Annotated in this window: 31 protein-coding genes and 1 pseudogene; 1 reads left to right on the top strand and 31 read right to left on the bottom strand. The window is 46.3% G+C overall.

Annotated features, from left to right (window positions below; genetic code table 11):
• Position 1 precedes the first annotated feature (1 nt).
• The 20 genes and pseudogenes from P6M73_RS06140 to P6M73_RS06045 all read right to left on the bottom strand — a co-directional run bounded on the left by P6M73_RS06140 (position 2) and on the right by P6M73_RS06045 (position 16,899).
• Positions 2–1,921 carry a phage tail spike protein gene (locus tag P6M73_RS06140; protein ID WP_277855234.1) on the bottom strand — a complete coding sequence of 640 codons (1,920 nt, stop codon included), beginning with the start codon at positions 1,919–1,921 and terminating at the stop codon, positions 2–4.
• Positions 1,918–2,700 carry a distal tail protein Dit gene (locus P6M73_RS06135; RefSeq protein ID WP_277855233.1) on the bottom strand — a complete coding sequence of 261 codons (783 nt, stop codon included), beginning with the start codon at positions 2,698–2,700 and terminating at the stop codon, positions 1,918–1,920. The genes P6M73_RS06140 and P6M73_RS06135 overlap by 4 nt, the downstream gene beginning before the upstream one ends.
• 2,672 nt (positions 2,701–5,372) lie before the next feature.
• A pseudogene (locus tag P6M73_RS16960) lies at positions 5,373–5,924 on the bottom strand (tape measure protein); the annotation flags it as partial.
• 214 nt (positions 5,925–6,138) lie between these two features.
• Complete coding sequence (locus tag P6M73_RS06125; protein ID WP_277855231.1) at positions 6,139–6,408, bottom strand: hypothetical protein; 270 nt, start codon at positions 6,406–6,408, stop codon at positions 6,139–6,141.
• Between the two features lie 77 nt (positions 6,409–6,485).
• Positions 6,486–6,893, bottom strand: a complete 408-nt coding sequence (locus P6M73_RS06120) for a tail assembly chaperone (RefSeq protein WP_277855230.1) — start codon at positions 6,891–6,893, stop codon at positions 6,486–6,488.
• A gap of 57 nt (positions 6,894–6,950) precedes the next feature.
• A complete protein-coding gene (locus tag P6M73_RS06115) occupies positions 6,951–7,442 on the bottom strand; it encodes a phage major tail protein, TP901-1 family (RefSeq protein WP_277855229.1) in 492 nt (163 codons plus the stop codon).
• A gap of 11 nt (positions 7,443–7,453) precedes the next feature.
• The gene (locus P6M73_RS06110; RefSeq protein WP_277855228.1) at positions 7,454–7,843 is read right to left on the bottom strand and encodes a gp17 family tail completion protein; all 390 of its coding nucleotides are present in this window, start codon (positions 7,841–7,843) and stop codon (positions 7,454–7,456) included.
• On the bottom strand, positions 7,840–8,217 hold the full coding sequence (locus tag P6M73_RS06105) for an HK97-gp10 family putative phage morphogenesis protein (protein ID WP_277855227.1): 378 nt from the start codon (positions 8,215–8,217) through the stop codon (positions 7,840–7,842). Before P6M73_RS06105 ends, P6M73_RS06110 begins: the two co-directional genes overlap by 4 nt.
• Complete coding sequence (locus tag P6M73_RS06100) at positions 8,214–8,504, bottom strand: hypothetical protein (RefSeq protein ID WP_277855226.1); 291 nt, start codon at positions 8,502–8,504, stop codon at positions 8,214–8,216. Before P6M73_RS06100 ends, P6M73_RS06105 begins: the two co-directional genes overlap by 4 nt.
• Before the next feature lie 11 nt (positions 8,505–8,515).
• Positions 8,516–8,896, bottom strand: coding sequence for a phage head-tail connector protein (locus P6M73_RS06095; protein WP_277855225.1), 381 nt, complete (start codon positions 8,894–8,896; stop codon positions 8,516–8,518).
• A gap of 12 nt (positions 8,897–8,908) precedes the next feature.
• Positions 8,909–9,193 carry a HeH/LEM domain-containing protein gene (locus P6M73_RS06090; protein ID WP_277855224.1) on the bottom strand — a complete coding sequence of 95 codons (285 nt, stop codon included), beginning with the start codon at positions 9,191–9,193 and terminating at the stop codon, positions 8,909–8,911.
• Between the two features lie 38 nt (positions 9,194–9,231).
• On the bottom strand, positions 9,232–10,260 hold the full coding sequence (locus P6M73_RS06085) for a major capsid protein (protein ID WP_277855223.1): 1,029 nt from the start codon (positions 10,258–10,260) through the stop codon (positions 9,232–9,234).
• 14 nt (positions 10,261–10,274) lie between these two features.
• The gene (locus P6M73_RS06080) at positions 10,275–10,595 is read right to left on the bottom strand and encodes a hypothetical protein (RefSeq protein WP_277855222.1); all 321 of its coding nucleotides are present in this window, start codon (positions 10,593–10,595) and stop codon (positions 10,275–10,277) included.
• 11 nt (positions 10,596–10,606) lie between these two features.
• A complete protein-coding gene (locus tag P6M73_RS06075) occupies positions 10,607–11,263 on the bottom strand; it encodes a capsid assembly scaffolding protein Gp46 family protein (protein WP_277855221.1) in 657 nt (218 codons plus the stop codon).
• A gap of 142 nt (positions 11,264–11,405) precedes the next feature.
• Positions 11,406–11,741: a hypothetical protein gene (locus P6M73_RS06070; protein WP_277855220.1), complete on the bottom strand. Its 336-nt coding sequence runs from the start codon at positions 11,739–11,741 to the stop codon at positions 11,406–11,408.
• Between the two features lie 179 nt (positions 11,742–11,920).
• The gene (locus tag P6M73_RS06065; RefSeq protein ID WP_277855219.1) at positions 11,921–12,148 is read right to left on the bottom strand and encodes a hypothetical protein; all 228 of its coding nucleotides are present in this window, start codon (positions 12,146–12,148) and stop codon (positions 11,921–11,923) included.
• Positions 12,145–13,740 (bottom strand): minor capsid protein, encoded by a 1,596-nt coding sequence (locus P6M73_RS06060; RefSeq protein WP_277855218.1) that lies wholly within the window; start codon positions 13,738–13,740, stop codon positions 12,145–12,147. The genes P6M73_RS06065 and P6M73_RS06060 overlap by 4 nt, the downstream gene beginning before the upstream one ends.
• Positions 13,715–15,181, bottom strand: a complete 1,467-nt coding sequence (locus P6M73_RS06055) for a phage portal protein (protein ID WP_277855217.1) — start codon at positions 15,179–15,181, stop codon at positions 13,715–13,717. Before P6M73_RS06055 ends, P6M73_RS06060 begins: the two co-directional genes overlap by 26 nt.
• Positions 15,182–15,191: 10 nt before the next feature.
• Entirely contained in the window at positions 15,192–16,475 is a 1,284-nt protein-coding gene (locus P6M73_RS06050; protein WP_277855216.1) for a PBSX family phage terminase large subunit, read from the bottom strand.
• Complete coding sequence (locus P6M73_RS06045) at positions 16,459–16,899, bottom strand: terminase small subunit (protein WP_277855215.1); 441 nt, start codon at positions 16,897–16,899, stop codon at positions 16,459–16,461. Before P6M73_RS06045 ends, P6M73_RS06050 begins: the two co-directional genes overlap by 17 nt.
• A 162-nt stretch (positions 16,900–17,061) precedes the next feature.
• Between P6M73_RS06045 and P6M73_RS06040 the strand changes: the two genes are divergently transcribed.
• A complete protein-coding gene (locus tag P6M73_RS06040) occupies positions 17,062–17,835 on the top strand; it encodes a DUF4393 domain-containing protein (RefSeq protein ID WP_277855214.1) in 774 nt (257 codons plus the stop codon).
• 180 nt (positions 17,836–18,015) lie between these two features.
• Here P6M73_RS06040 and P6M73_RS06035 read toward each other — a convergent pair whose 3' ends face one another.
• The 11 genes from P6M73_RS06035 to P6M73_RS05985 are packed head-to-tail and all read right to left on the bottom strand — an operon-like array spanning position 18,016 to position 22,454.
• On the bottom strand, positions 18,016–18,399 hold the full coding sequence (locus P6M73_RS06035; RefSeq protein WP_277855213.1) for a sigma-70 RNA polymerase sigma factor region 4 domain-containing protein: 384 nt from the start codon (positions 18,397–18,399) through the stop codon (positions 18,016–18,018).
• 1 nt (position 18,400) lies between these two features.
• Positions 18,401–18,706: a DUF4406 domain-containing protein gene (locus P6M73_RS06030; RefSeq protein ID WP_277855212.1), complete on the bottom strand. Its 306-nt coding sequence runs from the start codon at positions 18,704–18,706 to the stop codon at positions 18,401–18,403.
• A complete protein-coding gene (locus P6M73_RS06025) occupies positions 18,703–18,879 on the bottom strand; it encodes a hypothetical protein (RefSeq protein WP_277855211.1) in 177 nt (58 codons plus the stop codon). The genes P6M73_RS06030 and P6M73_RS06025 overlap by 4 nt, the downstream gene beginning before the upstream one ends.
• Positions 18,876–19,259: a hypothetical protein gene (locus P6M73_RS06020; RefSeq protein ID WP_277855210.1), complete on the bottom strand. Its 384-nt coding sequence runs from the start codon at positions 19,257–19,259 to the stop codon at positions 18,876–18,878. Before P6M73_RS06020 ends, P6M73_RS06025 begins: the two co-directional genes overlap by 4 nt.
• Positions 19,260–19,502 (bottom strand): hypothetical protein, encoded by a 243-nt coding sequence (locus tag P6M73_RS06015; RefSeq protein ID WP_277855209.1) that lies wholly within the window; start codon positions 19,500–19,502, stop codon positions 19,260–19,262.
• Positions 19,489–19,992, bottom strand: a complete 504-nt coding sequence (locus P6M73_RS06010; RefSeq protein WP_277855208.1) for a TRM11 family methyltransferase — start codon at positions 19,990–19,992, stop codon at positions 19,489–19,491. The genes P6M73_RS06015 and P6M73_RS06010 overlap by 14 nt, the downstream gene beginning before the upstream one ends.
• Entirely contained in the window at positions 19,989–20,360 is a 372-nt protein-coding gene (locus tag P6M73_RS06005) for a YopX family protein (RefSeq protein ID WP_277855207.1), read from the bottom strand. Before P6M73_RS06005 ends, P6M73_RS06010 begins: the two co-directional genes overlap by 4 nt.
• Positions 20,360–20,596 (bottom strand): hypothetical protein, encoded by a 237-nt coding sequence (locus P6M73_RS06000; protein WP_277855206.1) that lies wholly within the window; start codon positions 20,594–20,596, stop codon positions 20,360–20,362. The genes P6M73_RS06005 and P6M73_RS06000 overlap by 1 nt, the downstream gene beginning before the upstream one ends.
• Positions 20,593–20,931, bottom strand: a complete 339-nt coding sequence (locus tag P6M73_RS05995; RefSeq protein WP_277855205.1) for a putative PDDEXK endonuclease — start codon at positions 20,929–20,931, stop codon at positions 20,593–20,595. Before P6M73_RS05995 ends, P6M73_RS06000 begins: the two co-directional genes overlap by 4 nt.
• Positions 20,928–21,602 carry an ATP-binding protein gene (locus P6M73_RS05990; RefSeq protein ID WP_277855204.1) on the bottom strand — a complete coding sequence of 225 codons (675 nt, stop codon included), beginning with the start codon at positions 21,600–21,602 and terminating at the stop codon, positions 20,928–20,930. The genes P6M73_RS05995 and P6M73_RS05990 overlap by 4 nt, the downstream gene beginning before the upstream one ends.
• On the bottom strand, positions 21,603–22,454 hold the full coding sequence (locus P6M73_RS05985; protein WP_277855203.1) for a transcriptional regulator: 852 nt from the start codon (positions 22,452–22,454) through the stop codon (positions 21,603–21,605).
• Between the last annotated feature and the right edge of the window lie 25 nt (positions 22,455–22,479).

Genomic DNA, 22,479 nt, shown 5'->3' with positions numbered 1-22,479 from the left:
GTTATTCCTCCAAAATTTCGCATTTAAAGGATGCTCGTTGATTTACATCCTCTGCGGTTAGTGTTACCTGTTTTGCTCCGCCAAAATACCGGATGTTCCAGGCTTCATCCGGGCTTCCGTCTTCATTTGTTTTTGTCCATCGGAATCTGCTTGCATTGATCTGATCGGTCACATCCACATTGTTTTTATAGACACGAGCAATCAAAGTTGTTGATACATTATCGTTCTTAAAGACCAAACCGTTCGTCGAGATCAGATCAACTTTGTAGATTCCAATCTCCCCGATCTGTTCGGTCACCTCCGTCACGATCTTTGAGCTAATAAGTCCATCAAGTATGGTGAACTTGGTGTCCATCTCAGTTTTTGTGTAGACCTGATTGGCATTGGCTTTTTGGGATGGATCATAACCTTCCAGAAAGGTTGATGATGGTCCAATTTCGATGTACTGAGCCTTGATCTTTCCTGCCGTTATTGCATCAGCTGTCAACCCGGTTCCGTCACCGATCAAGTTAAAGTCCCAGGATCCATCCGGGAGGATATTAGCTCGCCCGATCTTTCCATTTCTGAGGACTACAGCACTGGTTGGCTCCGGAGTTCCTGGATCATCGTCCAAAGGGGCATCAAAGCTGTAAATACCTGCTGGAAGACCATAAGGATTGTCAGCCTTTAATGAGTAGTCGTAGCTGGACCCATCAAAGAAGGTGTCACTTTTCGATTCCATTAGAGCGTCATACCAATCTTTGGAGACTTTAAGGATCTGTCCCATTGTCAATTTCTCGACATTAGAAATCTTGTCGTTGAGTCCTTCAAACTGCTTCTTCAGTTCTTTTGTTCGCTGCACTTGGCCCGATGGGATATAGTCCCCAAATTTGAACTTGGTCAAACTGGGATTGAGAAGATCTACTTCATCCTCGAAGATCCGAGCTTCATAGTAAATTCCTAAATTCGGCCGAATAATGTAGTTCGTGTCTCCCAACTGATAGGGTCCCGTTCGGGCAACGGTCGACTCAAATGTAACTAGTGGCCGGGCTCTGTCAACAACCACCCTGTAGGAGCTCCAGAGAAGCTCTGTAGTGTCTGTTTGCTGGTCATCGATAAATACCTCTATCCGAGGTGAAAGCGTGCCGTCCGGCTTAGGATAGCCATATAGAGCGGTCATCTCCGGGATCTCAACGTAAAGTTGCCCAGCAGGTTTATCCACCGGATCCCCTGCTGCTTTGCTCCAGACAACATCCGCAAAATCAATGCGCCTTCCGTATCCTCCGGTTGGTTTGCCTTCATCGTCCAGGATTTCAATTCCTTTCCCCCGGCCAATAATTGCGGTGACGATGCTTGAGCGATCCTCTTCCTGCAAGATCTCCATTACATTGGATCCATAGACATATCGCTCACCAGTCAATCGTCCTCTCCTTTGGAGCACATCGATTTTTCGGCCAGTGATCTTTTTGCCATCAAACTCAAAATAGAGATCCGGTTCAATGCCCCATACCTCTATTACCTTCTGTAGCGCCTGCAGAGGGCTAACGTAATAGAAGTTAGTAGAAAGTAATGGTGTGCTCTCCACCGTGCCCAAGCTCCAGCCAGTGCCCTCCATGGCCGAAAGAATCGCTTCTGCTGCTGAAACATCCTGAGGTCTTTTATCCTCAATAATGGAGATGTTTGCCAGCTCATCGTGAGCGTAATTGATTCCTTCAAATCCCACGGTGCTTCCTCGGGCTTGAAGCCGCTTAATGGTATAAATGTAAAACCGGTCATCGAAAAAATGACCGGCATAAGAGCATCCTTTGAGGTGTTCGTAGGTTTCGATCCCCGCCTCCACTTGGAGCCGATCCACACCGATCAATCTTCGGGACATAATGGCTGAGATCGGATTTCTGACCGTTTCCGTTAGCTGTAAATGTCGATCAAACAGGTAAATCATAGTCTCAGCTCCTGGAATCTAGCGGTCAGAGTCCCTCCCGTGGACAGTGAGTAAACCGATCCAGGCTGGATCGTAAAAGTCTCAACTCCAGACTGGATCGAAAGCAGGGTCATTTTCCGGATTCCGTTTTCCTTGATCGTAATCCGATCATCACTAAGAATCAGATCATACAACCTTCCGGCTGCTACCGGGCCTATTGTTATTGCTTGTCCATACGAATTGCGGATCTGGATGCTTTCCCCTGATTCGGTTGGAATGAACGAGAAGTCGGCCAGTAGCTTGATGGTATAAAGGTTAACCGGGAATGAGACTGAGGTCCCGGAATTTGTTACCGCATTGCTATACTGGTATGGCTTTGAGCAGAAAATGCGCATCATGCCAATGACCTCGTTTCCCAACTCTTCATCTACGTTACAATCCGTCACTAGTCCGATATAGTACCGTCCTGGATCATCCCGAAAACTTACTGTTGTTTGATTTTTAGTCAGAATAAAACGATTGAGTTTTTCGTAGGATCTTCTCAGGTCTGTAGCAGAGGATCCACGGAGCAAAAACTTCACGTCAATGGTTCTTGCGGGTAGGCTTGATTCATCAATCCGCAGTCCGTCCATTTCCGGAACTTTACTAGTGGAAATGTCCTTACTGATCAATCCCCGCCCGGTTACTGACAAGGTGCGAAATCCTGGTAGTTCCTGCTCGAGATCCGTAGTATTATAGATCAGCCCAAAGGAGGATCCTGCCGAATGTGGTATTTGATTTAGGTCAGTAAAATCGTACATAGGCGCCTCCTTTAGGGATATTGAAGTTCTAAATTGACCTCGTGATCTTGGAGCCTGGAGATATCATCCACAAATGTCCGGAACGCTCTTGGTCCCAAGTGCAGGATCAATTCCAATGGTTGAGCCGGCTGGGTTTTCTCAAGCTTTGCCGGATTGGCTTTCGCTTGATAGCGCTTCGCTTGTTCGGATATATTCGCATCATGGACTTTCTCCTGGTAGGCTTTCGCTTGATAAGCCTTCAGGTCCACATCCGCCACTGTGTCCGCCATCTTTTGGGACATCCTTGCAACATCAGGAATGCCATCTTTCATACCAATAACCAATCCTTCATCGATGAAATTACCGAAACGACGGAAGAGTCTTGAAGGTGAGTTGATTTCCATGGCTGCTCGAAATTTCTGTGAGATCTTCCGGGCAATGGCTTCCGCTGTTGAATAGATCGTGCCTTTTTTCTCGTTCAATCCGATATCCAGGCCATCCATTGCGAACTTTCCATTTGCGATAGCGTCTCTTTTTAATTGCTCTTTATTCATTCCTTTGACAATGTTCGATTTAAGGCCCTTACCAACATTCTCTGCCTGGGTGTTGAGCCCGGACATCTCATTGGCCATACCGGTTCTCATCTCAATCAATGGCCGTTCGCCTTTTTCAGTCCAGTCGGCTTCTGTAATCGCCTCGTCCGCGATATTTCCGCCCGACACAATTGCTTTTCGACGTTCTTCATTGATGGCATCGACTCGATTCTTGGTCTTTTTCTTCATGTCATCGTAGGCTGTGCCTTGTTTATCACTGCCTTTGTAGAGCTCATCTACAAACCGTTGAAGCTGGTTAGCTCCGGCGGGTCCCATCTGCTCCAACTCTGCAATGATGGAGTCATCAATGCCAGCGTCATTCAAGATCTTGAGATTCTTCCACCAATTTTCTTGGGCTTTTCGGTTGGATTCCATGTTGTCCATGTATTCCTTCCAGCTAATGGTGGTGTTTTGTTTGAGCTTGCTCCAGCCGTCTGTTGCATTGCCAACATAAGTGTCAATGGCATCACCGGCAGTTTTGAGATTCTCATCATGCTTCTTAGCGAATTCATCCAGGCTGATTCCCTGCTCTCTTACGGCTGTCTGAACCGTTTCAGTCGCCAATCCATATTTCTCTGAAATCTCAGTAAGCTTTTCATGCTGCTTTGCCCACTCTTCCAAAGACAGACCGCTTTCAGCCACTTTGGCCATGATCTGATCGCTGGACAATGCATATTTTTCTGCAAGCGAAAGAACCTTTTCTCCGACTTTGTCCAGCTCCGTTCCACTCTTTTCGGCATAGTCGATTATGGCAAAGGTGGTTACTCCATATTCTTCATTTAACGACTGAAGGGACTTCTTTTGTTCGTCCTGCTCCATCCTAAGCCTTAACTGTGCGTCATTGGCAATGTTGAGTTGACCTTCAAGATCAGCAATTTTGTTATTCGTGTCGGTCAATCCACCATTTAACTCAACGCTGGAGTCTTTGAGTTTTTTAAATTCCTCTGTAGTAGCCGACCCAAGCCCAAACCAGGTCTTTTGAGTGCTTGTTCCCTGTTTTTCCATGTCCTGCATCGTTTTGGTAGTGGAATCGATGGACATCTCATATTCGATCTGATCTTTGTAGAGTTCTTTCAGATACTCTTTCATAGCTTCCATTTTGGCTTGCTGTTCCATGGCATCGATCTGATCATAGATTTCATCGGTGGTGCCCTTAATGGCCTTCCCGGTCTTGTCCAGCTGAACGTTTAGATTGGGATATTGAGTATTTAGCTCTTTGACCGCATCACTCATCCGCATCTGTTTTTCTTCGGCTGACATTGTAGACTTTTCAATCTTTTTCAGGTTATCCACCATTCGGCGTGCCTCAGCTGCATTTGCTTTCGCATCCGTTGCATTATCCTGGTAAGACTTTCCAAGTTCCTTTGTTGACTTGACCAATGACTCATTGGTACTGGCCATAGCTTCCGCCTCTTTATTAGCGGCTTTATGTTCTTTCGAAGTTTCAGTCAGCTTTCCATTAAGCCATTTTAAAGCTCCGATCAGAGCAGCAACACCAGCGACAATCATACCGATCGGATTTGCTTTCATAGCCATGTTCCAGGCAATTTGAGCAGCCGTTGTTAGTGCAATCTTTCCAGACAGCACTCCCAAAACTAAACTCTTGATAGAAATTGCGCCGGTTTCCGCAAGAATAGCGGCCTTTTGAGCATCCGTTAACCTGGTGTACTTGGTGATTCCGTCGGAGTTGATGGTAGTAAGTTCTATATTCAGCCTTTGAGCTGCTGCACGCATTCTTTCCGCTGTTTCTCCATCTTTCATTGCATTGTAATAGGCCTTTTGGATAGATGTTCCTTTGCTCTGACCGTTGAAGAATACCTCAAGGCTGGATCCGGCATTTGTTGTCGCTGTCTTAAAAGCTGTGAATTTATCAGCGATCTCATCAACAACACGATAGCCGGCCCATGCGGATAGTCCTGTGACAAGGACAGTAGAAAGTGTTTCGAAGTGCTGAGCTACAAACCCTGCAACCCCAGCTACACCGTTTAAGACTTTTTCAGTAGTTCTTCCAAACTCAGCGACTGCATCCTTCATTCCAGGGAGATTGGCATCCGCTCGGGAATCTTCAATCGCTTTGATAATGGACAGCATGCCTCTGGTGGTCGCCGCCTGCATGTTGTCAAAAGTACCCTTCCAAGTACCACCAGCATTCTTAGCGGCTCCTTCAATCTTCGTGAAAGACTTGGTTCCACTGCGGAATGCTTCATCCATCACACCAAGGAACTTCTCAGCCGAGATGGCCCCTTTTGAGATTTGATCACTGACCGTCTCCGTTGATTGGCCTGTAGCCTCGGCATAGATCTTGATTACTGGGATACCGGCTTCCATTGCGGATTTAAGGTCTCCTAAATTAGCCTTTCCTTTGGATGCCATTTGTGACAACTGGAAGGTGACGTTACCAAGAGTTTCGTTTGTTCCGTCGCCATAAGTTGAGACGGCATCCATCCATCCACCGATCCACTTAGTGGCCGTCTTAATCTCAGTTCCGGAGGTTACCAGTCCTTGAGTTGCTTTTGCGGCCACATCAAGACCGTAGGCGGTTCCGGAGACTTTGTCTTTCAGTGATTCCAGTGCTCCGCTGGCTTTATCCGTGGATCCGGTCATTAACGTCATCGTCCGGTTGAAGTTATCCATGGTATCCATTCGAGCCATTGCCTTTCCGACAGAGTCGGAAATCATGTTGAACCCCGAAGAGATCAAGGCTGTTACTCCAATAGCTGATGCCATTCCTAGCATGGTGTCCTTGAAAGATGTGGATTTTTTCCCAGCAGTGTCAAGGTTTGTACCCAGGCCTTGCGCTGCCTTTTGAGCCTTTTGCATCGCTGCAAAATATCCATTGTCCTTCACGCCCAATGCGGCACTTACTTTATACTGTTTTTCCATTGTCTACCTCCTTCCCCTTGTGGTACTCCTCAAGGTTTTTATGGATTTTCATAAGACGGGAATATGTCTCTTCATCAATAGCCAGGTCACCGAAGATTTCTCGCTCAAGCGCTTCCACATCCACCAAGTCAGATGCTTTCTGAACCTTGTAGATCTTGGTTTTCGGATCGAACTCCTGAGCCCTGCGAGTATAAATCGCCAGCTGGGCGAGTCGGTGACATTCATCGATGGTTTTCAGACTATGGGCTTCCATTCGAAGGCTATACTCTGCGAGTGTCATCCTCTGGAGCGTCACGATATCGTTCGTGAGACATCTAAGGCCGTTAATGATTAACTTCCGATAGGTTTTTTCCGAGTTTTCTTTTCTGGCCGCATTGCCATTGCCTCGATCTGCAGCTGAGTGATTGCGATCTGTGCTACCTGAGCCTTGGTCAGAGTACTCTCTCCCAAGGCATCGAGAAAAGCCATGTACTTCTCAATGACCTCAGTTTCTTCCCACGATTCGATTTCTTTCTCGATATCTTCCTCTGTGGGTGGATTGTCTAGTGTGCAGGTGGCCGCAAGTACAAAATCACAGTAGGCTACGGGATTATATTGAGACAGTGCAAGGAAGATTTTTGCGATCCCATGGCCAAACTCAACCCCCGCAAAATTTTGAGTGTACTTTTTATCCAGCTCCCGGACAAATGCCAGTCCAATGTGCAGGGGATATTCTTTCTTATTAATCGTGATTCTCATAATCCATCACTCCTTAAAAATTAAGAGGAGGCGGTGAAGCCTCCTCTCTTTTGCTTATTAGCCGGGTGCGTTAGCCAGATCCTTGAAGGCATACTGCACTTCACTGATCTGCTCTGCGGTAAGGGTTACCTGGCCTTCCTTCGGGACACCGTCAATATCTGCCGCCGTGGATATTGTTACCGGACCGGTTGCAGGTGCCGGAACAGACCAGGAGCGAAGGTTACCCTGCATGTAGAGTGCATTGTACTTACCACTGGTTACTTCCTTGGTCAGATCGATCTCCCAGATTTCCAGCTTCTCGCCATCAATGACTGATTTCATCAGCATTTTGTTCAGCGGATCGTCTGTTGCCAGGGCTGACAGCTCCAGAGTCGGAACCAGAGCACCCGGACTAACCACCGGACCGTCCTTTGTTTCAGTCGTCTCATTTGACCGCTCATAATTGAGCGTGTGTTCAACCTGCAAGGCCAGCTTTGTGCCGGTTGCAGTTGCGGCATCCTTCAGCAGTCGGAATGCCAGAATTTTATTCTTTCCTTGAATTGCTCCCATTCTTTTTCCTCCTAGAAAAATTTGATGTAAAGGGTCATTCTTGCCCTCCATAAGTCTTCTGTGGTAGAGCTATCAGTCATGAGCTCAATCGTTGATTCATTCTGATCAAGCATCACTTGATAGCCTTCCTTGGTTACTGTTTTTGATCCGACAGCAACCATAATGGCAATTGCCATATCTGATACCAGCTTTCTATTAGTCCGGTCACCCCATACATCAAGGGTGGTGATCACAGTGCCGATCAGATTACTTTTGGTTGCCTGCGGAAGCAGCTGTGTTTCGCCCATCCTTACAAAGGGATATGGGGTTCCTTCTGGTGGTATGAAGGGATAAGCTTTGAAAGTCAGATCATCAATTGTCTGAAAGATCAGATCATACACTGCTTGATCCGGAGATATCATTTCTTCATCGCCTCCTCCACCTCAGCCAGGAATACCGGCTTAACTTCTTCCAGGGCTGGCGTCATGTAAGGCTGTGCATCCATGTACCGTGTGCCAAGTTCCACATACCCAGCGTAATTCGCCTCAGCTCTGACAACAGCTGATAACCCATCGGATGCGAATTTAGGCGGCTGGATGCTTCGCCTCAGGTTTCCTGTTGGCTTAACGAGGTTCTTCCCTTCAAAGTGTCCTCTGAATACGGCTTTCCTTTGAGCTTTCCTGTGCAGTTCAGCCCCGTTGCGCTTTACAATGAGCCTTAGTTTTTGTTTTACCTCTTCAGTTGCCAGGGCTTTGATCAGATCTTCAAGGCCTTCTGTACCAACCTCTATCTTCAAGATTTCGCCTCCTCCAGCACGTAAGATGCTTTGTGATTCAGCGATCTGCTCGAACGAACCCAGTACCGTTTAGAGCCAACCAGGACTGCATCAGCAGCAATGACATGCCCTTGATGGTGTAGGGTTAAGCCCTTAACGTCCATCCGTCCCAGCAGCGTGATCCTCTCAGTACTTGAAAGATCATAGATCGAACACATCTTGCTACCAACTACCGCTTCAGTCGCCGTCATGGATCCGGTATTCGGATCGTACTTCTCAGGTCCGATCCGATAAAAAACCGCTTTCATGTCATACCTCATTAGATAAGCACCACCTGTCCCATGCTTCCGCCGGTTGGTTGCACTGGCGCATAGTAATCCTTGATCAGTGCAATGTAATCCTGAAAATCATCCGTGGCAAATGATACGCTGTGGCCTTCGACACTTTGTGACTGGTAGCCTTCGGACCCGAGCCGGTTAAACCTACGGATGACAACTTCATCCAGGATCCACATCAAATCTTCTGGGACCGGCACCGGCGAACTGGATGCAATCCCGAGACCTTTTTTGATGTTCCCAATAATGAAAATCAGCCTCTTCGATGCCATTGAATCCAGTTGATTCAATGTATCGTCCAGGCTTATGTCAGTCTTGTCGCCTAAGATTAAGAGTCTTAGTCCTTCCAGTCTTTCGGGTGTCATATTCGGATCCTCCTAATCTTCCAGGAGAGCGATTAGATCATCCTTCCTGGCATTCTTTGGATATTCTTTCCCCATCTTTTCAAGAGCCTGTTTTAGTTGAGCCATTGTCATATCTTCGGGAGCTTCAAAGGCTTCCTGATCGGAGGTCTTTTGTCCTTCGGGCGGATTTTTCTCCACCACTTCAACGAAATCCTTAATCCCTTCATAGTGGGAATCCTGGATATCAAAGTCATCACCCTTTTCGAAGTAGTTCCCTTCATAGCTGATCGACAAATCAGCAGTAACCTTTACTTTCATCAATTACCTCCTGAAGAAGGAAAAGTAGCCCTTTCGGACTACTTAACCTTGATTGACATGATGTTGTTGGCACCAGGGAACGAGGGCATGAATGCCGCAACAGCCTTGGTCCAGTGGGTTACCGGGTCCGGAGTCTTGTAGACCATGGCCAGAACGTTACCGACCATATTCACATCGATGGAAGGATCTCCGGACAGATCGATTTCCTCAGCGGTCGGACCAAAGAGGCCTTCACCCAGTTCACCAGCAGGCAAAAGAGAAATGTAGTTCTCGTCAAAATAGCGTTTGGCCGTGTAAGAACCGTCCGCATTCTGCACGTTGTACATTTCATCATAGGTAATGAATGCCGGCAGTCCCTGCTGTTCGAAGAAGTCATTCAGCACGGTGTTGGAAACCAGCATTGCTGAGTTCACTCCATTGATGGCTGTCCGAATCTTCTCGTTAGCGCTCATAAGGCGCATTACGGCATTGGAAGTGATGGCTCTGGTGACCGTGACTCCCTTACCTTTCATGAGATCTACCCAAGCCTGCAGCTGTCCCAGGATATCTGCAGCCGGGTCGGTGAACATGTTGGATCCGGCCAGAACAACCTTCTGGTTGGCGGGAACGCCATAGTCAACCGTGCCCACGATGCCATTCTCATTGATGTTGATGACACCCTTAGCGACGGCCTCCATCTTCATGGCCTCGACTCTTGCCAGAACACCATTAACCAAAGTGTCAACATCGTTATACCGTGCTTTGATCAGTCGATCCAGCTCCGCATTGGTTCTGGGGTTATTAATTGCGATGATCTCACGTTCCCGGATGGGCAGTTTCCGTTTGATCAGGGTCATTTCCTGCTTAATGGATTCAGCGCCAAGTCTGGATCCGATCTGTGTTTCAGAGTCCCAGGAATGGACTGTAGCAGCCACGGGAAGGCCGTTAGCACCTTTAAGATATTCAACCTCCAGGGCATCCGTTTTTCTGTTCGGGAACAGAGCATCGCCCACTTTAGGGGCCACATTTCGGGAAGAAAGATAGGTGATGAGTTCCTTGGGAGTCATCAGATCAAGTAAATTCGCCATATATTAAGTACCTCCTACTTGTACTGTCTGAAGATGATATTCTTCAGGACTGGTTTTGCAAGTTCAGCAACGGCAACCGGCAGTCTGTTTTCATAAACTGCACCATGATCGATGTAGGCTGCGGGTGCGTCTCCATCAGTTACATCCACATCATGAACAATGATCCCAAGCGCTGTTGCATCATTGGCCGGAAACACGGTTCCACCCTTTACGATGGTTCTTCCATCAACAGCTGTACCCATGGCTTTGGTTACGGTGCAGGACTGAGTCGTGAAATGGTCCGATGCCAGAAATTCCGGCCGGACTGAATAAGTGGTTCCTGGTTTAACAAACATTCTTCATCCTCCTATTTTTTCGCCCAAGGATCATATTCCTGGGCTTTGCTTTGATTGTTCTTTTCTTCGGCAATCCGTTCTGCCAAAGTCTTTGCTTTGCTGGAACTTCCAGCTCCGGATTTGGGATCATCCTGTCTTAATGACTCTTTGACCTTGGCGTTAATGGCTGCATCCCACGCTTTCTTGATCGCCAAGATGGATGCTTTGACCTTTTCATTGTCCTCTTCCCTGACAAGATGTGCTGCCAGCTCCATCGGCATGCCTTCCTTCTGGAGATCTGCAGTAATCTCTGTCAGTCGTTCCTTCCTGGTCAGTTCCTGTTCTTTTTCAAGGAGTTTCTGCTCTCTTTCCGACAGATCCTGTTCTTTTCTCTGCTCTTCTGTCAACTGGGAGTAGCTTTTGCCCTTGGCCACGCCCTCTGTCATGGCTTTGTCCAGAAGCTTTTGGAATTCCTTCTCTTTCTTCTTCGAATGCGAATCAACAGCTCGAGAAATAGCAGCATCCAGCTCACTTTGGGAGTAGGTTTTGCCTTTATCCTCGGCGGATCCCTCATCTGAAGTTTCCTCCGATGCCCCCTCACCTTCTCCAGCTTCGGCAAAGTACTGAAGTGGCAAAATCAAAGGTTTCAAAGCTTGTTTTGAGTTCCAAAGTTCTAATGTTCTTCTCATGTATCCTCCTTCGTCCCGCGACAGTCTCAGCTATTGCCAGTCTTTCCCCCGGCGGTGCCTGCCCCGTGCAGTACGTTATTGTAAGCCTTTTAGTGCCTTGCTCAGGGCATAAAAAATCACCCAACCGCAATGAGGTGGGTGATTAAATGTTAAGTTCCTTGAACACGGCGCCGATCTTATGGAACTGATTGGCCAGCCAGTCGGTGTCATTTTCCACGTCCCAGAGCTTATTCATGGCGTACCAGACGCCCGACTCGAATTGAAAAGCATGGATGATCTCATGCCGTGTGACCCGGTCCATTGATTCAGGATCGTCCCCTGTCTTTACAAAAATCGTTCTTCGGTCCCCATAGCAGATACCGCAAAGATCTTCGTTCTTCCGGTCTTCTTTGTCAAGCCCTATGCACTTTCTCCACTTTTTCGGGGATAAAAAACGGATTACATAGGGCACCCCTAGTATATAAACTTCTTTCTTCAATATTCCCTCCACGAGTTACGGTCTACGCCGGCGCTCTCACCCAGGCGCTGGGAGATCATTGGATCACCTTACCTTCCCCTGCCAAGCAGGAAGTCGTGAAGAATCATCCATGCTGCTATTCGTCCTCTCACCCGGTCACCTCCTTAAACCATAAATTTAAAACCACCTGGCTTTAATCGCTAGGTGGTTTCATCATTCATTTCTTCAATTTGCTGAAAGGCTTCTTCTACTGTAGACATTCGGATTTCATCACCCTTAACTAAGATCATCAAAGGTGGTCCGATAAATGCTGTTCCTTCTTCGTTGACAATTGGCTCATACGCATCGTAACCTCGCCATTTACCAAGGGGGAGGGCTCCGATATATCCCTGTGAGAGGGCGTATTTTCTTATTTCCATTTGGTTCATTTCCCGAATTCCTCCATGATTTGGTTAACAATGCCTAAATTAAATTCTTTGTCATCAACTCTTAGGACTTTTGCAGGGAGTGGTACTGTCACATTGAGAGCGGGTACTCTAAACTTCAGCTTCAAGTTGCCGAAATAAGCCTCAACTTCCTTGTTGTGGTAGTGTTTGCCGCTCTGAGGATCATATAGATTTAAGCCACCTTCCGGATTCTTGGATAACGAGACTATATGTCCCGAATTCCTCCTACCCTTCCAGGCAAATTCAATGGTGTACCTTCCTTCCGGATCCAAGGTATCATCAAGGAACTTATAAAGGCGTTTTGCAGTTGTGGCTGTTTCGTCAAAAATGTACTCTGGATGAGTCTTGGAAGCAGGATCGATCCAGGCCAAATTAGTTTTCCTTGAAAGCTGATCTCCGGCTGCGCCTTTTGGCAAGGTACTCACATCGTAACCCCTTAAACGTGCTTCATAGGTTACAACGCAACTCTGGCAATTGACTCGATATCCATATGCATCCAAAAAGTGCGGATTCGGATTGCCGCTGTTTGCCCTTTGAGGATCCATCGGTTCGCCACGTTTCACACCCGCCAGCTCATCTGGAAACATCATCTTGTTTTCTGGTTCAATTATACTACTTTCCTTTGCTTTTTTCTCCTCATCCGGCCCCATGCTGGCAGCTGTGGAACACTTACAGTTCGGATGGATCGGTGGAGCATTTCCACCGAACATCATCGTCTTAACCGGGGCAATCTTTCCATCCAGTGCTCTGCAGATTTCACAGGCAGAAGGTTCCGCAATAAACTCGAACCAATCATAGCCTCCAGCTTCATAGGCCGCTTTCTGTGAGGCGATTTGCACCCTTGCTGACTCAGTAACCGCTAATCGCTTCATGGCGTAAGCAGAGCCGTTAAATGCCTCTGTGAGGTTATGCCTCATTTCCCGCATCCAAGTTGTAGGATGTTTACCCATCAGCATGGACTTGGTGATTCCCGCATCCAATCGCTTTAAGAGTTCTGATTGGTTTTGCCAGATCCGATCCGAGAAATGAGCTCCTTGAAAGCCGCTATTTGCGATTTGTCTTGCAAGGGCTTCCATATCTTCCATATCTCCAACTGAAAGACCTAAGATCCCAGCCTGCCTCCGAAGCTCTGCCAATGACATCTCCCCAAGATAGCTTGAGAGGGTTCCATTTACGTTCCCATAAGCTCTTAATGTCTCTAAATCCATGTTCCGTAGAAGTAGCTCATGCCGGCTCATTCTCATCGAAAAGTTATAGAGCCGCATTTCTGAATTTGCTATGTCGGAAAAGTCTTTTGCCGGCACATAGATCTTAGCCTTTTCAGCCAAAGCCTTTATATCGGCTGAGCTTGCCAGCTTCAAGGCATCCGCAGTACTGATCTTTTCTTTCATGGCATACCTGGTGATCCAGGATTCAGACTCTTTCAAGCATTGCTCCATAGCATACTTGAGCTGCCGATTTACATCCTGAATCACATTGCGGTCTTGAGTATGGATCCATAACAACCGCTCTGATTCCCTTTGTCTTGCATATTTGAGTTGCTTGACTCTACTCCTCTGGATCGCTGTGGCCATGGCTAACTCCTAAATCAAAAGGATCCTCTTCAAATCCTTTGTTGGCTTCTTCCTTTTCGTCTTTGAGCTTTTCAAGCTCTGCCAGGGGATCTGCAACCAGTGCAGTCAATGTAAGCAAGGTTTCCTGGGATAGTTGCCCTCCAGCCTCCGAGAAAGCCTTCAGCTCCTCATAGAAAGCCCTTGGGATGTTGGGAGTAAATACAAACTCAAGGTCGTTGGCATCCACTCCTGTCAGCTCCTGAGCCGTTGACTTGAGGTTAAATAGTAAGCGGTATCTCCTGGACAATCCCTCAATCATTCGGGTTTCCTTGTCAGCTCTGACCTGGTCTAGCCCAAAGAGCTTATACTTCATAGACTCTCCGGAAGAACTACCGGAGAACTTCTCATCCGTGATGTCCGGAGTGTTTGTAAAACGATGAATATCATTCTGCAGTCGACTTTTATATGCCTCGACTCCTGCCACGTCATATTGCTTGTAAATGTACTTTGCATCGACATTACCAATTGGCTGACCCTCAAGATCAGTGGCTGGAATCAGCAGCATCGTGTTCTTTTCTTTCATCTGGCTGGCTGATGTGAGATCCAGTTTCAAGTTCCCAATGATGACAAGCATTGCATTGTTGAGATCGGTCATGTAGTTGGATGTGTCCGATTCAGCAGCATCATAAGCATCAATCTGATCAAGGACTGGCTCAAAGTCGCCTTGTCGGAAACGGTTATTGGAGTACTCAGTAATTGGGACCTCGCCGAAGTAGTGAGCTTGCCGCTTTACTTCTATAAGCTTATCACCGGCCTGAACATAGTAGATGACAGATCTATCAGTGTACATTTCGATCTCGTACTGCTCTTCCCGGTTGAGTTTATAGCGGATCCCTGCTAGAGGTAATCGCTCGACTGTATCACCGTAGATCACAAATGTTTTCAGCGGATCCAGCTTAACCACTCTGTCTTGATCTCTGCTGTTTCTGAAAGTCATATCGTAAGCTCGCCCATAAATGGACAGATCCAGAGTCAGATCCGAATTGAGCCGATCAGCCTTAAACATTTTGTTCAGCAAGGTTATCGCTTCGTTGACCTTCGGATCCTGGTGCTTGACCTTAATTGGATTTCCAACCAGGTATCCTTGGATAAAAGAAGAAATATACCGGGCAAATCCATGGGCTAAGCGGACATCCGCCAAATGACTCTCCCGGTCCTTTCGGTTGTAGATCGTAGGGTTTTTAACCTCGTAGTAATCATCCAGCTCGTTCAATCGGGGAGCTTGCTCTTCGTGATGTTTTCGGATCAGATCCATCAGAAGCTCTGGGGTAATCTCCTCTAGGGAGAGGACCTCATACACTTCATTGCAGTTCTCATGGAACCGGTATTTGCTTTTCCTGTAGAGCAGTGCTGCCTTTCCCATCTCTGTCCTTGGGATGGCTGATATGTTGTTGCTTTCCATAAGTTACCTCCTAAAGGCCCAGAGCCTGAATTGCATCATACTGTTCTTTGTAATCCTCTTTCTTGACTGGTCTAATGTATTTCTCAAGTCCGTACCGCATAGCATCCATCAAATGGTTAAAGTCATCAATTGGCTCATTTGTGAGCTTGCCAAACTTATCCGGTTTAAAGCCGTAGTTGCTGATCTCCGTGATGAAATTGACGCATCTTGGATGCACCCATATCTCCAGATCCTGAATCCACTGGATCCCATTCTGGATGCTGTCCGGTCCCTTTTTAGCACCGGTCACCCTTAAGCCGTAGCCTCTGAGCTCAGCATTACTCTTAGGCTCTGCTGAATCGGCTGTGATTGTTTCTTTGCCGTAGCCCAAGCGGGTGATCTCCTCGAAGATCTTCTTATTGCTCATGCCCTTCTGATATATTTCATCCCAGATATATAGCCGGCGCTGTGATGGGCTGTAGAATGGCATCAGGAAGGCTGTAGGATCATTGGTGTAGCCATAGTCCAACCCTGCTGCAGATAGTGCGTCCGGCGGGAGATCCTTTATTGTAAAGTCCTTCTCCTGCCAGTTCTCATAAACAAGTCCTTCAACGATGCCCCAGTGTCCAAGTCCGGCAACCTGGTACCGCCGTGGGTTACGCTTTCGCATATCCTCAAACATTCGGCGGTCAGAATCATCAAGGAATTCATTACAGGTGTAATTGGTCGTTAAAGCCAATACATCATGGTTTTGGACATCAAAAAAACGGCGCTTAATCCAGTGCCGTTCATTCCATGGGTTAAATGTAAGTGTTGCTTGTTTCCAAAGCCCTTCCGGGACTTCTCCCCGGATGGATTCATCCAGGATATCGAAATCCGCTTCGGTCATTACCTCATAGGACTCCTCCAACCATAGCCAGCAGAGCACTCCAACCTCTACTGTGATCGATGTGACCTTCAGTGGATCGTCTAGTCCCCGAAAATATATCTTCTGTCCTGTAGGCTTGTAGGTTGCTTCCAGTGGTTGCATCGTGAAGTGCCATAAATGTGATACCTTCAACCGATTGACTGCCCACTTGAGTTCGGTAAAGCAGCTATCTTTTAGAGTCCGGAAGGTCTTTCTGACCACCAATAAGTTTGAATCCGGATACTTCATGATGTTGTAGATAAACCAGAGTGCAGTCGTTTTTGATTTCTTACTGGCTCGGGATCCCTTGATCACTCGATACCGGTGCCTGGATCTCCAGAAGGATCCATAGCCTTTCCCGACGAGCTCCGGTAGATTAACCCGGACCTTGTTACTCGGGGATTTCATTTTCGCCCACGAATGTTACTTGGACATCCTGCTGAACTTCCTGCTTATCTACAAACAGGCGGTATCTTTTACCAAGGAGTTCTGCTGCCTTCAAGCGTTCCTTTTCATCAGGAGCCTTTTCCATTCGCCTGGCTTCTGAAGCTCCATCCCCAATACCTTCGACCACAACGATCTCTGAGGAAGATTCACCCCGGAGCACTGCAGTCAGATACTGAAGGACCTCTTTTTCTTTTGCGATTGTGGCATCTTCAAGGTGAGCCATGCGATCATCGATGTAGTTCCTGATGTTAGTATTTTTTAGTAGTTTGTCTGTATTTGTTGCCACGTATGTTGGGCTATACCCAGCACGTTTGGCTGCCTCTGTCGCATTGCCGGTGATGATGTACTCATCGGCAAATCGTTTTTGTTTGATTGTTAACTTCAAAGCGCATCACCTCCCTGATTAAATAATGATTCCGCTAATTCTGTGAATTGGTCTTTTTTCTTTTTAAAAAATCGATTAATTTAACGGTCACAAATGATATCATAGCTGATAAAATTACTGTATCGGACAAATTGTTCACCACCTTAGTTAGAAAGGATTATTATGGATCAAACTCTTATTACAGTTATTACCTCCGCGAGTACAGCGCTTGTAACAAAAGGAATAGAAGGCCCCATTAACAGCTTTAATGATTTATGGTATGGAGCAGTTGGTCATTCTATAAAAGCATGGTCAGAAGTTCGGAAACTTAAAGCTTTCGAGAATTACAACAAAATCCTTGAGGATATGGCCAATAATTTAAATAAAATTCCTCAAGAAAATTTGAAGGACCCTGACGCATCTATAGTTGGCCCAGCTCTTGAATCAGCTAAATATTATTGTGACCAAGAAATGTTAAGGAAAATGTTCGCAAAAGTAATTTCGTCAAACATGGATAATAGGCTTTCATCTAAAGTTCACCACTCATTCGTTGAGATAATTAAACAATTATCCCCAATCGAAGCGGAATTTATAAACGATATGTCCCAAACCCTACCATTAGGAGATATTGTAGTAGAATATGAACCAAGCGGACAAAATAGATTTTTCAACTATTTCTATCTCGATCCAATTTACCCTGATCCATTAGCAAATTCTGTAACAATATCTAATCTCTTGAGGCTTGGAATTATATGGAGCCCCGGGTCACTAGAGTATTTCTCAGAAGATCGACCCTATCAGTATATCCTCCAATCCTCAAAATATATAGAAATACGTGACCAAATCATCACAGCTGGATACCATCATGGTAAAAAAGTCAAGTCAGTGAAATTCCAGAAGTCTTATTTTGATTTAACCCCATACGGTAAAAACTTTAAAGAGATATGCACTCCTTAGGAATTTATTAGGCTAACACTATGTAAAATAGACTCTCAGTAGCAAAGCACCCAAGCGTAATGCCTGGGTGCTTATCTCATGGGGGAGAATATAGATGAACCGTTCTTTTCCACTTACATAGTAACACGTTTATAATGGGGTTATTTTCTGTATTTCCCGGTATAAACCGGTATTTTCCTGTCACGCTCTAAAAAAAGAGTCTTTGATCGATGCTACTGTGTCCTCATGAATGTTCTCTTCAGCTGCTATTTCCTTCAAAGTCTTCCCTTCAATGTAAAAGGCATCAAGGATGTTCCTTGTGCGGGCGTCCGGGCACCCTGAGATAGCCTTTTCCACCTCAATGACCATTTCTTCAGCTCTTGTCTTGCGAGCCTCCAAAAGCTCTCTCAGGCGTCCTGCAGGGGCATCGTCGGCCAGACCTCTTAGGACAATAGCCCTTCCCTGTCCGGTTGAATAGTCGATCCCGTAATCCGTGACCTCCCCTTTTGGAAGCTTTTGAATCCGCCGATCCAGACGCTCAATTTCTTTACGCAGTGCTTTGTATTGGCTAAATACGTTCTTCAAGCTATTCCTCCGTCAAATATCTAATCTTCATCCCTAACGATGCAGCTTCCTGTACTTCCGCCTTGCACCCTGGTGACTCTCTCCATCCTGGAGCCACCCACAGTTCATCACAGCGGGCTACCATATCCAGGCAGTTCCTCATGATTTCAACCTCTGGCAGAAAAGACCCAAAGTATGAAAAATACCTGACGGCATTAAAAATATGTGCTTCGGGGTACTTGGTCATTATCCGATATTCCAGAAGAACTGCCTTAATCCCATTCTCCGCCATGCCACCGTACGGATGGGCAAGGTAAACCAGCTTCATTCCACTAGCTCCTTTGCCCACTTTTCGAACTCCGTTTTCACCGAATCGGGGACAAACAGTTTGACATGCGCCCCCTTGACCCCTTCGATCTCCCCTCTTCTCCCCATCTCATCCAGTTCAGCCATCCCCCTAAAGAAGTTTGCCTGTTTCTGCTTTGCGCTAATCTGCTTCATTCTTCGCCCTCCAGCTCATACTTCATTTCGTCCGGAACTTCGACGATAACGGTATCGCAATAGTTGCCGTAGTTAGAGTACTTTTCGTTGTACTCCTGGAAGCACTTCCCTAAAAACTCTTTCCCGCCCTCCGGCATTTCGTAATCTTCGCCAGAAAAATCATGGTCGTAAAGCTGTTGTTCGATTGCGTCAATTGCATCTTCCGGATCAATGGCTATCTTAACCGGGATACCACCGTCAACCTCATCAGGGCAGGCATATCCGCCGTCTTTCAACTCACCGAGAAGTTCTTCAAGTGATAAAAGCATCCGTTCGCCGCATTCATAGTCCTCGTGGCCAAAACAGTGATGATATTTTTTCATGTACTCTTCGTAAGTCATCTACTCTTCCCCCTCATTCCATGCCAGGTGACTTAGATCCATCTTATCCTGGCAGCTCTCGCAGACTTCGCACTGATCCACCGCCAGCTCACCGTATCTGTGACAGTGCTTCATGGCTCGGTACCTCTGTAGCTCCTTGTGGTAGTGCAGGTGTGCTTCTTCCCGATCTCGGCTTTCTCTGCTCAGGTCAGGATTGGCCAGCCTGATTTTGCAGTTTTCTATGACTTCTTCAAGGCTTCTCACTTTGCACCTCCTGGACACTGGCCGGCTTCATGAAAATCAGCCAATGGGTATTTTTGTTTCGTCCTCGCTTCTCTCCAAGTAATGGTTCCGCCTGGAAGATCTTTAATATATCGCGGAGTGGTATTTGAATCTCTGACCATTTGAAAATCATCAGGCCATCGTCATCCAGCACTCTCATACACTCGTTAAATCCATCTCTTAGGGTATCTTCCCAATCTTCTTCGAGTCGTCCATATTTGAGCCTCGACCACGATTTATCCCCTGCGTGAATCAAGTGTGGTGGATCGAATACAACCACCTTAAATGAGCCGTCTTCGAATGGGAGATTCGTGAAATCACTGACTGTATTCGGCTTAACATTTAAGAATCGTCCTGGATAATACTCAAGGTTATCCACTTCTCGAATATCGCAAAACTCAACGTCCGGGTTGTCCTTGTCGAAATAAAACATTTTTCCACCACAGCAGGCATCAAGCACTCTTTTGCTCATTCCTTCACCTCCATCAGTTCCGGATCTTCGTGAATGTTGCCAATGACTTCCATCTCGTAATAGTCCCCAGACCCAATCGACCTGATGTCCTCGACAAGTATCGTCCCGACACACTCATACTGGTCACCGAATCTAAGTCCGTCCTTAACCTTCACAAAGTCACCTACGAAGATCTTTCGTCCGTTCTTATCATCAAATCCAAGGTACTGCTCGAGTATTACATCATCCATTGGATAGTGGTCATCACATAGTCCGCAATTCTCATAGCCACATCCCCATACTGTGATTTCTTCGTTGAAAAAATCGATGGATGCTATAGGCAAGTACTTATTTTCTGGTTTTACCCACGCTCTAAACTTAAGCTCCATTATTCCACCTCCGGTAAGTGCCACCAGTGAGTTATGTACTTTCCGTGTTGCGTATGCCAACCGAGTTGTTCGCTCCAGTACATTTCAAGAAAACTCACGAAACCGTTTATCTCCACTCTTGTCAGATAAGACTTTTCTTCCTGCGGTTTTTCCTCCGGCCATTTGTGCCTAATCAGGGGGTCAACTGTATAATCACGACCATCAGAAATGTCGATTCCAAAGTTCAAAACCTTCATTCCGTTACCTCCGAAAGTTTTTGATTGTCTTGCTCATAGATCCTCATGAAATCATCCAAAGTCATAACTACTACCCAAGGGGAGTTATTCTTCCTGTGCACAACAACCGGTATAGATCCTGCCTTTGCATCAGCTTTTGCTTGTGCCAATGCATCGTATAACCTAAAGGCTTCTGTTCGTTTGCATTCAATGTGAATCCCGGGAAGACCGATAACATCAGCGTCACCATTAGCTCCACAGAATTGCTGACCTCTCCTGGAGTCATAACCAAACTCCCTTAGTTTTAATGCCAGCTCTCTCTCGCCTCGTGCTCCTTTTGATCTGCTGTTGGTCATTTCAACCTCCGGTTCTTATTCTTGTCTGATCCGATCAGGACCCGATAACCGTGTGTCATCTCACGGATCCGGCTTCCAACCGCCTCATTGATGGCGATCAGTTCTTCAATGTTTTTTTCGGATGAGATCATCATCGGTTTTCCGCTCGTATAGCGGGCATCGATGATTTCAAACACTACCGGAATATCTTGCTCCATGGGTTTTCCCTGAAAAAGATCATCAATAGCCAACACGTCACAGTTTTTCAGTTCTGACATGATTCTTCCGTACCCTTCCGAATCAAACCGATTCTGACGAAGAAGATTGATTAGCTCGACGTACTTTAGAATGCTGACCTTGATTCCACTCTCCATGAGTTCCCTTGCGGTTGCCCTTAAGATATGTGTTTTTCCTGTTCCAGACTGTCCAAGCATCGCCATGCTTTTATTCGGATACTCCTTTATGAACTGTTTGGCAGTCGAGTACATTTTCTTTGCCATTTCGGTCGTTACTTCAAAACTGTCAAATGTCATTTTTCCACCGGAGAAGCCGCTTTCTTCCATTCGCTTTTCTGACTGTGTCATGGCCACGCAGGGACAGCGCGTCACAACCAGCGGCAATTCACCGAAGTTTCCTTTTCCATTGGTTGGCACCCAGCCGGTGCCCTTGCATCTGCTGCAGTTCGGGTCCATTTATATCTCCTCCTCTTTAAGCCTATTTCTAAGCTCCAGCTCATTTGGTTTCCAGATAGTGTCGCCAGTCATTTCATTCGGCTGCCAGTCATCTCCTAAAAAGTCCAGGATGCCGCCATTGAAAAAAGTGGATCCATATTTTATAAACTTCTTATCAGTTTTCAGAATGGCGATCTCTTCTTTGTATCGCTCGACTGCCAGAAGTACTTTGTCATACCCATACTCTTGGATGAGTAAAGGGATCTTCTTCATTGCTTGGGCAGTTCCTTTTTTATTTGGATATGCTTTCCAAATGGCTGCTGTTTCCTCCGAAAAATGGGCATTATTTACTTTCTTTTCCTTCTTATCCTTATTTCCCTTATTATCTTTATTGTTTGTGTCACTCTGCTGTCCTTCTGCTGTCCCTTTGTTGTCACTCTGCTGTCCTTCTGCTGTCCTTCTGCTGTCACTTTCATCTTCCCCGTACTGATAGAACGCCCAATTAGCAACGGTTATAACGCTAAATTTGTTGTTACTTTTAATGCTTATGTTGCCTAACTTTTCGAGTGCTTTCAGACGCTTCCAAAGTGACGTCCCCTTCATCTTCAATTCTTCAGAAGCAGCGTTTCGGCCAGTGACAAATTCACCTGGTTTAAGCTCTACAATCTGATTCCCAATAACCACTTGACGATCTTTGTAGGATGCCCGTACAAGGCACCATATCCAGATTTTCAGGAGGCTTTCATTTTCCCAAACTGCACTTTTAGTGATTTTTCTGTGCAAATATATATAATCGGATAAGTTGCTTATGATAGATGGCCTCCTTTCAGGGGAAGGATTGCAAAGCCTTCCCCCAGGTATTTCAGGTGACATATGACAAGCAGCCGAAGCCACATCA

Source organism: Anaerococcoides asporogena (assembly GCF_029590275.1).
Taxonomy (GTDB): Bacteria; Bacillota; Clostridia; order Clostridiales; family Clostridiaceae; genus JG1575.
The sequence above is the reverse complement of the archived record's forward strand: the minus strand, read 5'-3'. Positions and strand labels throughout refer to the sequence as shown.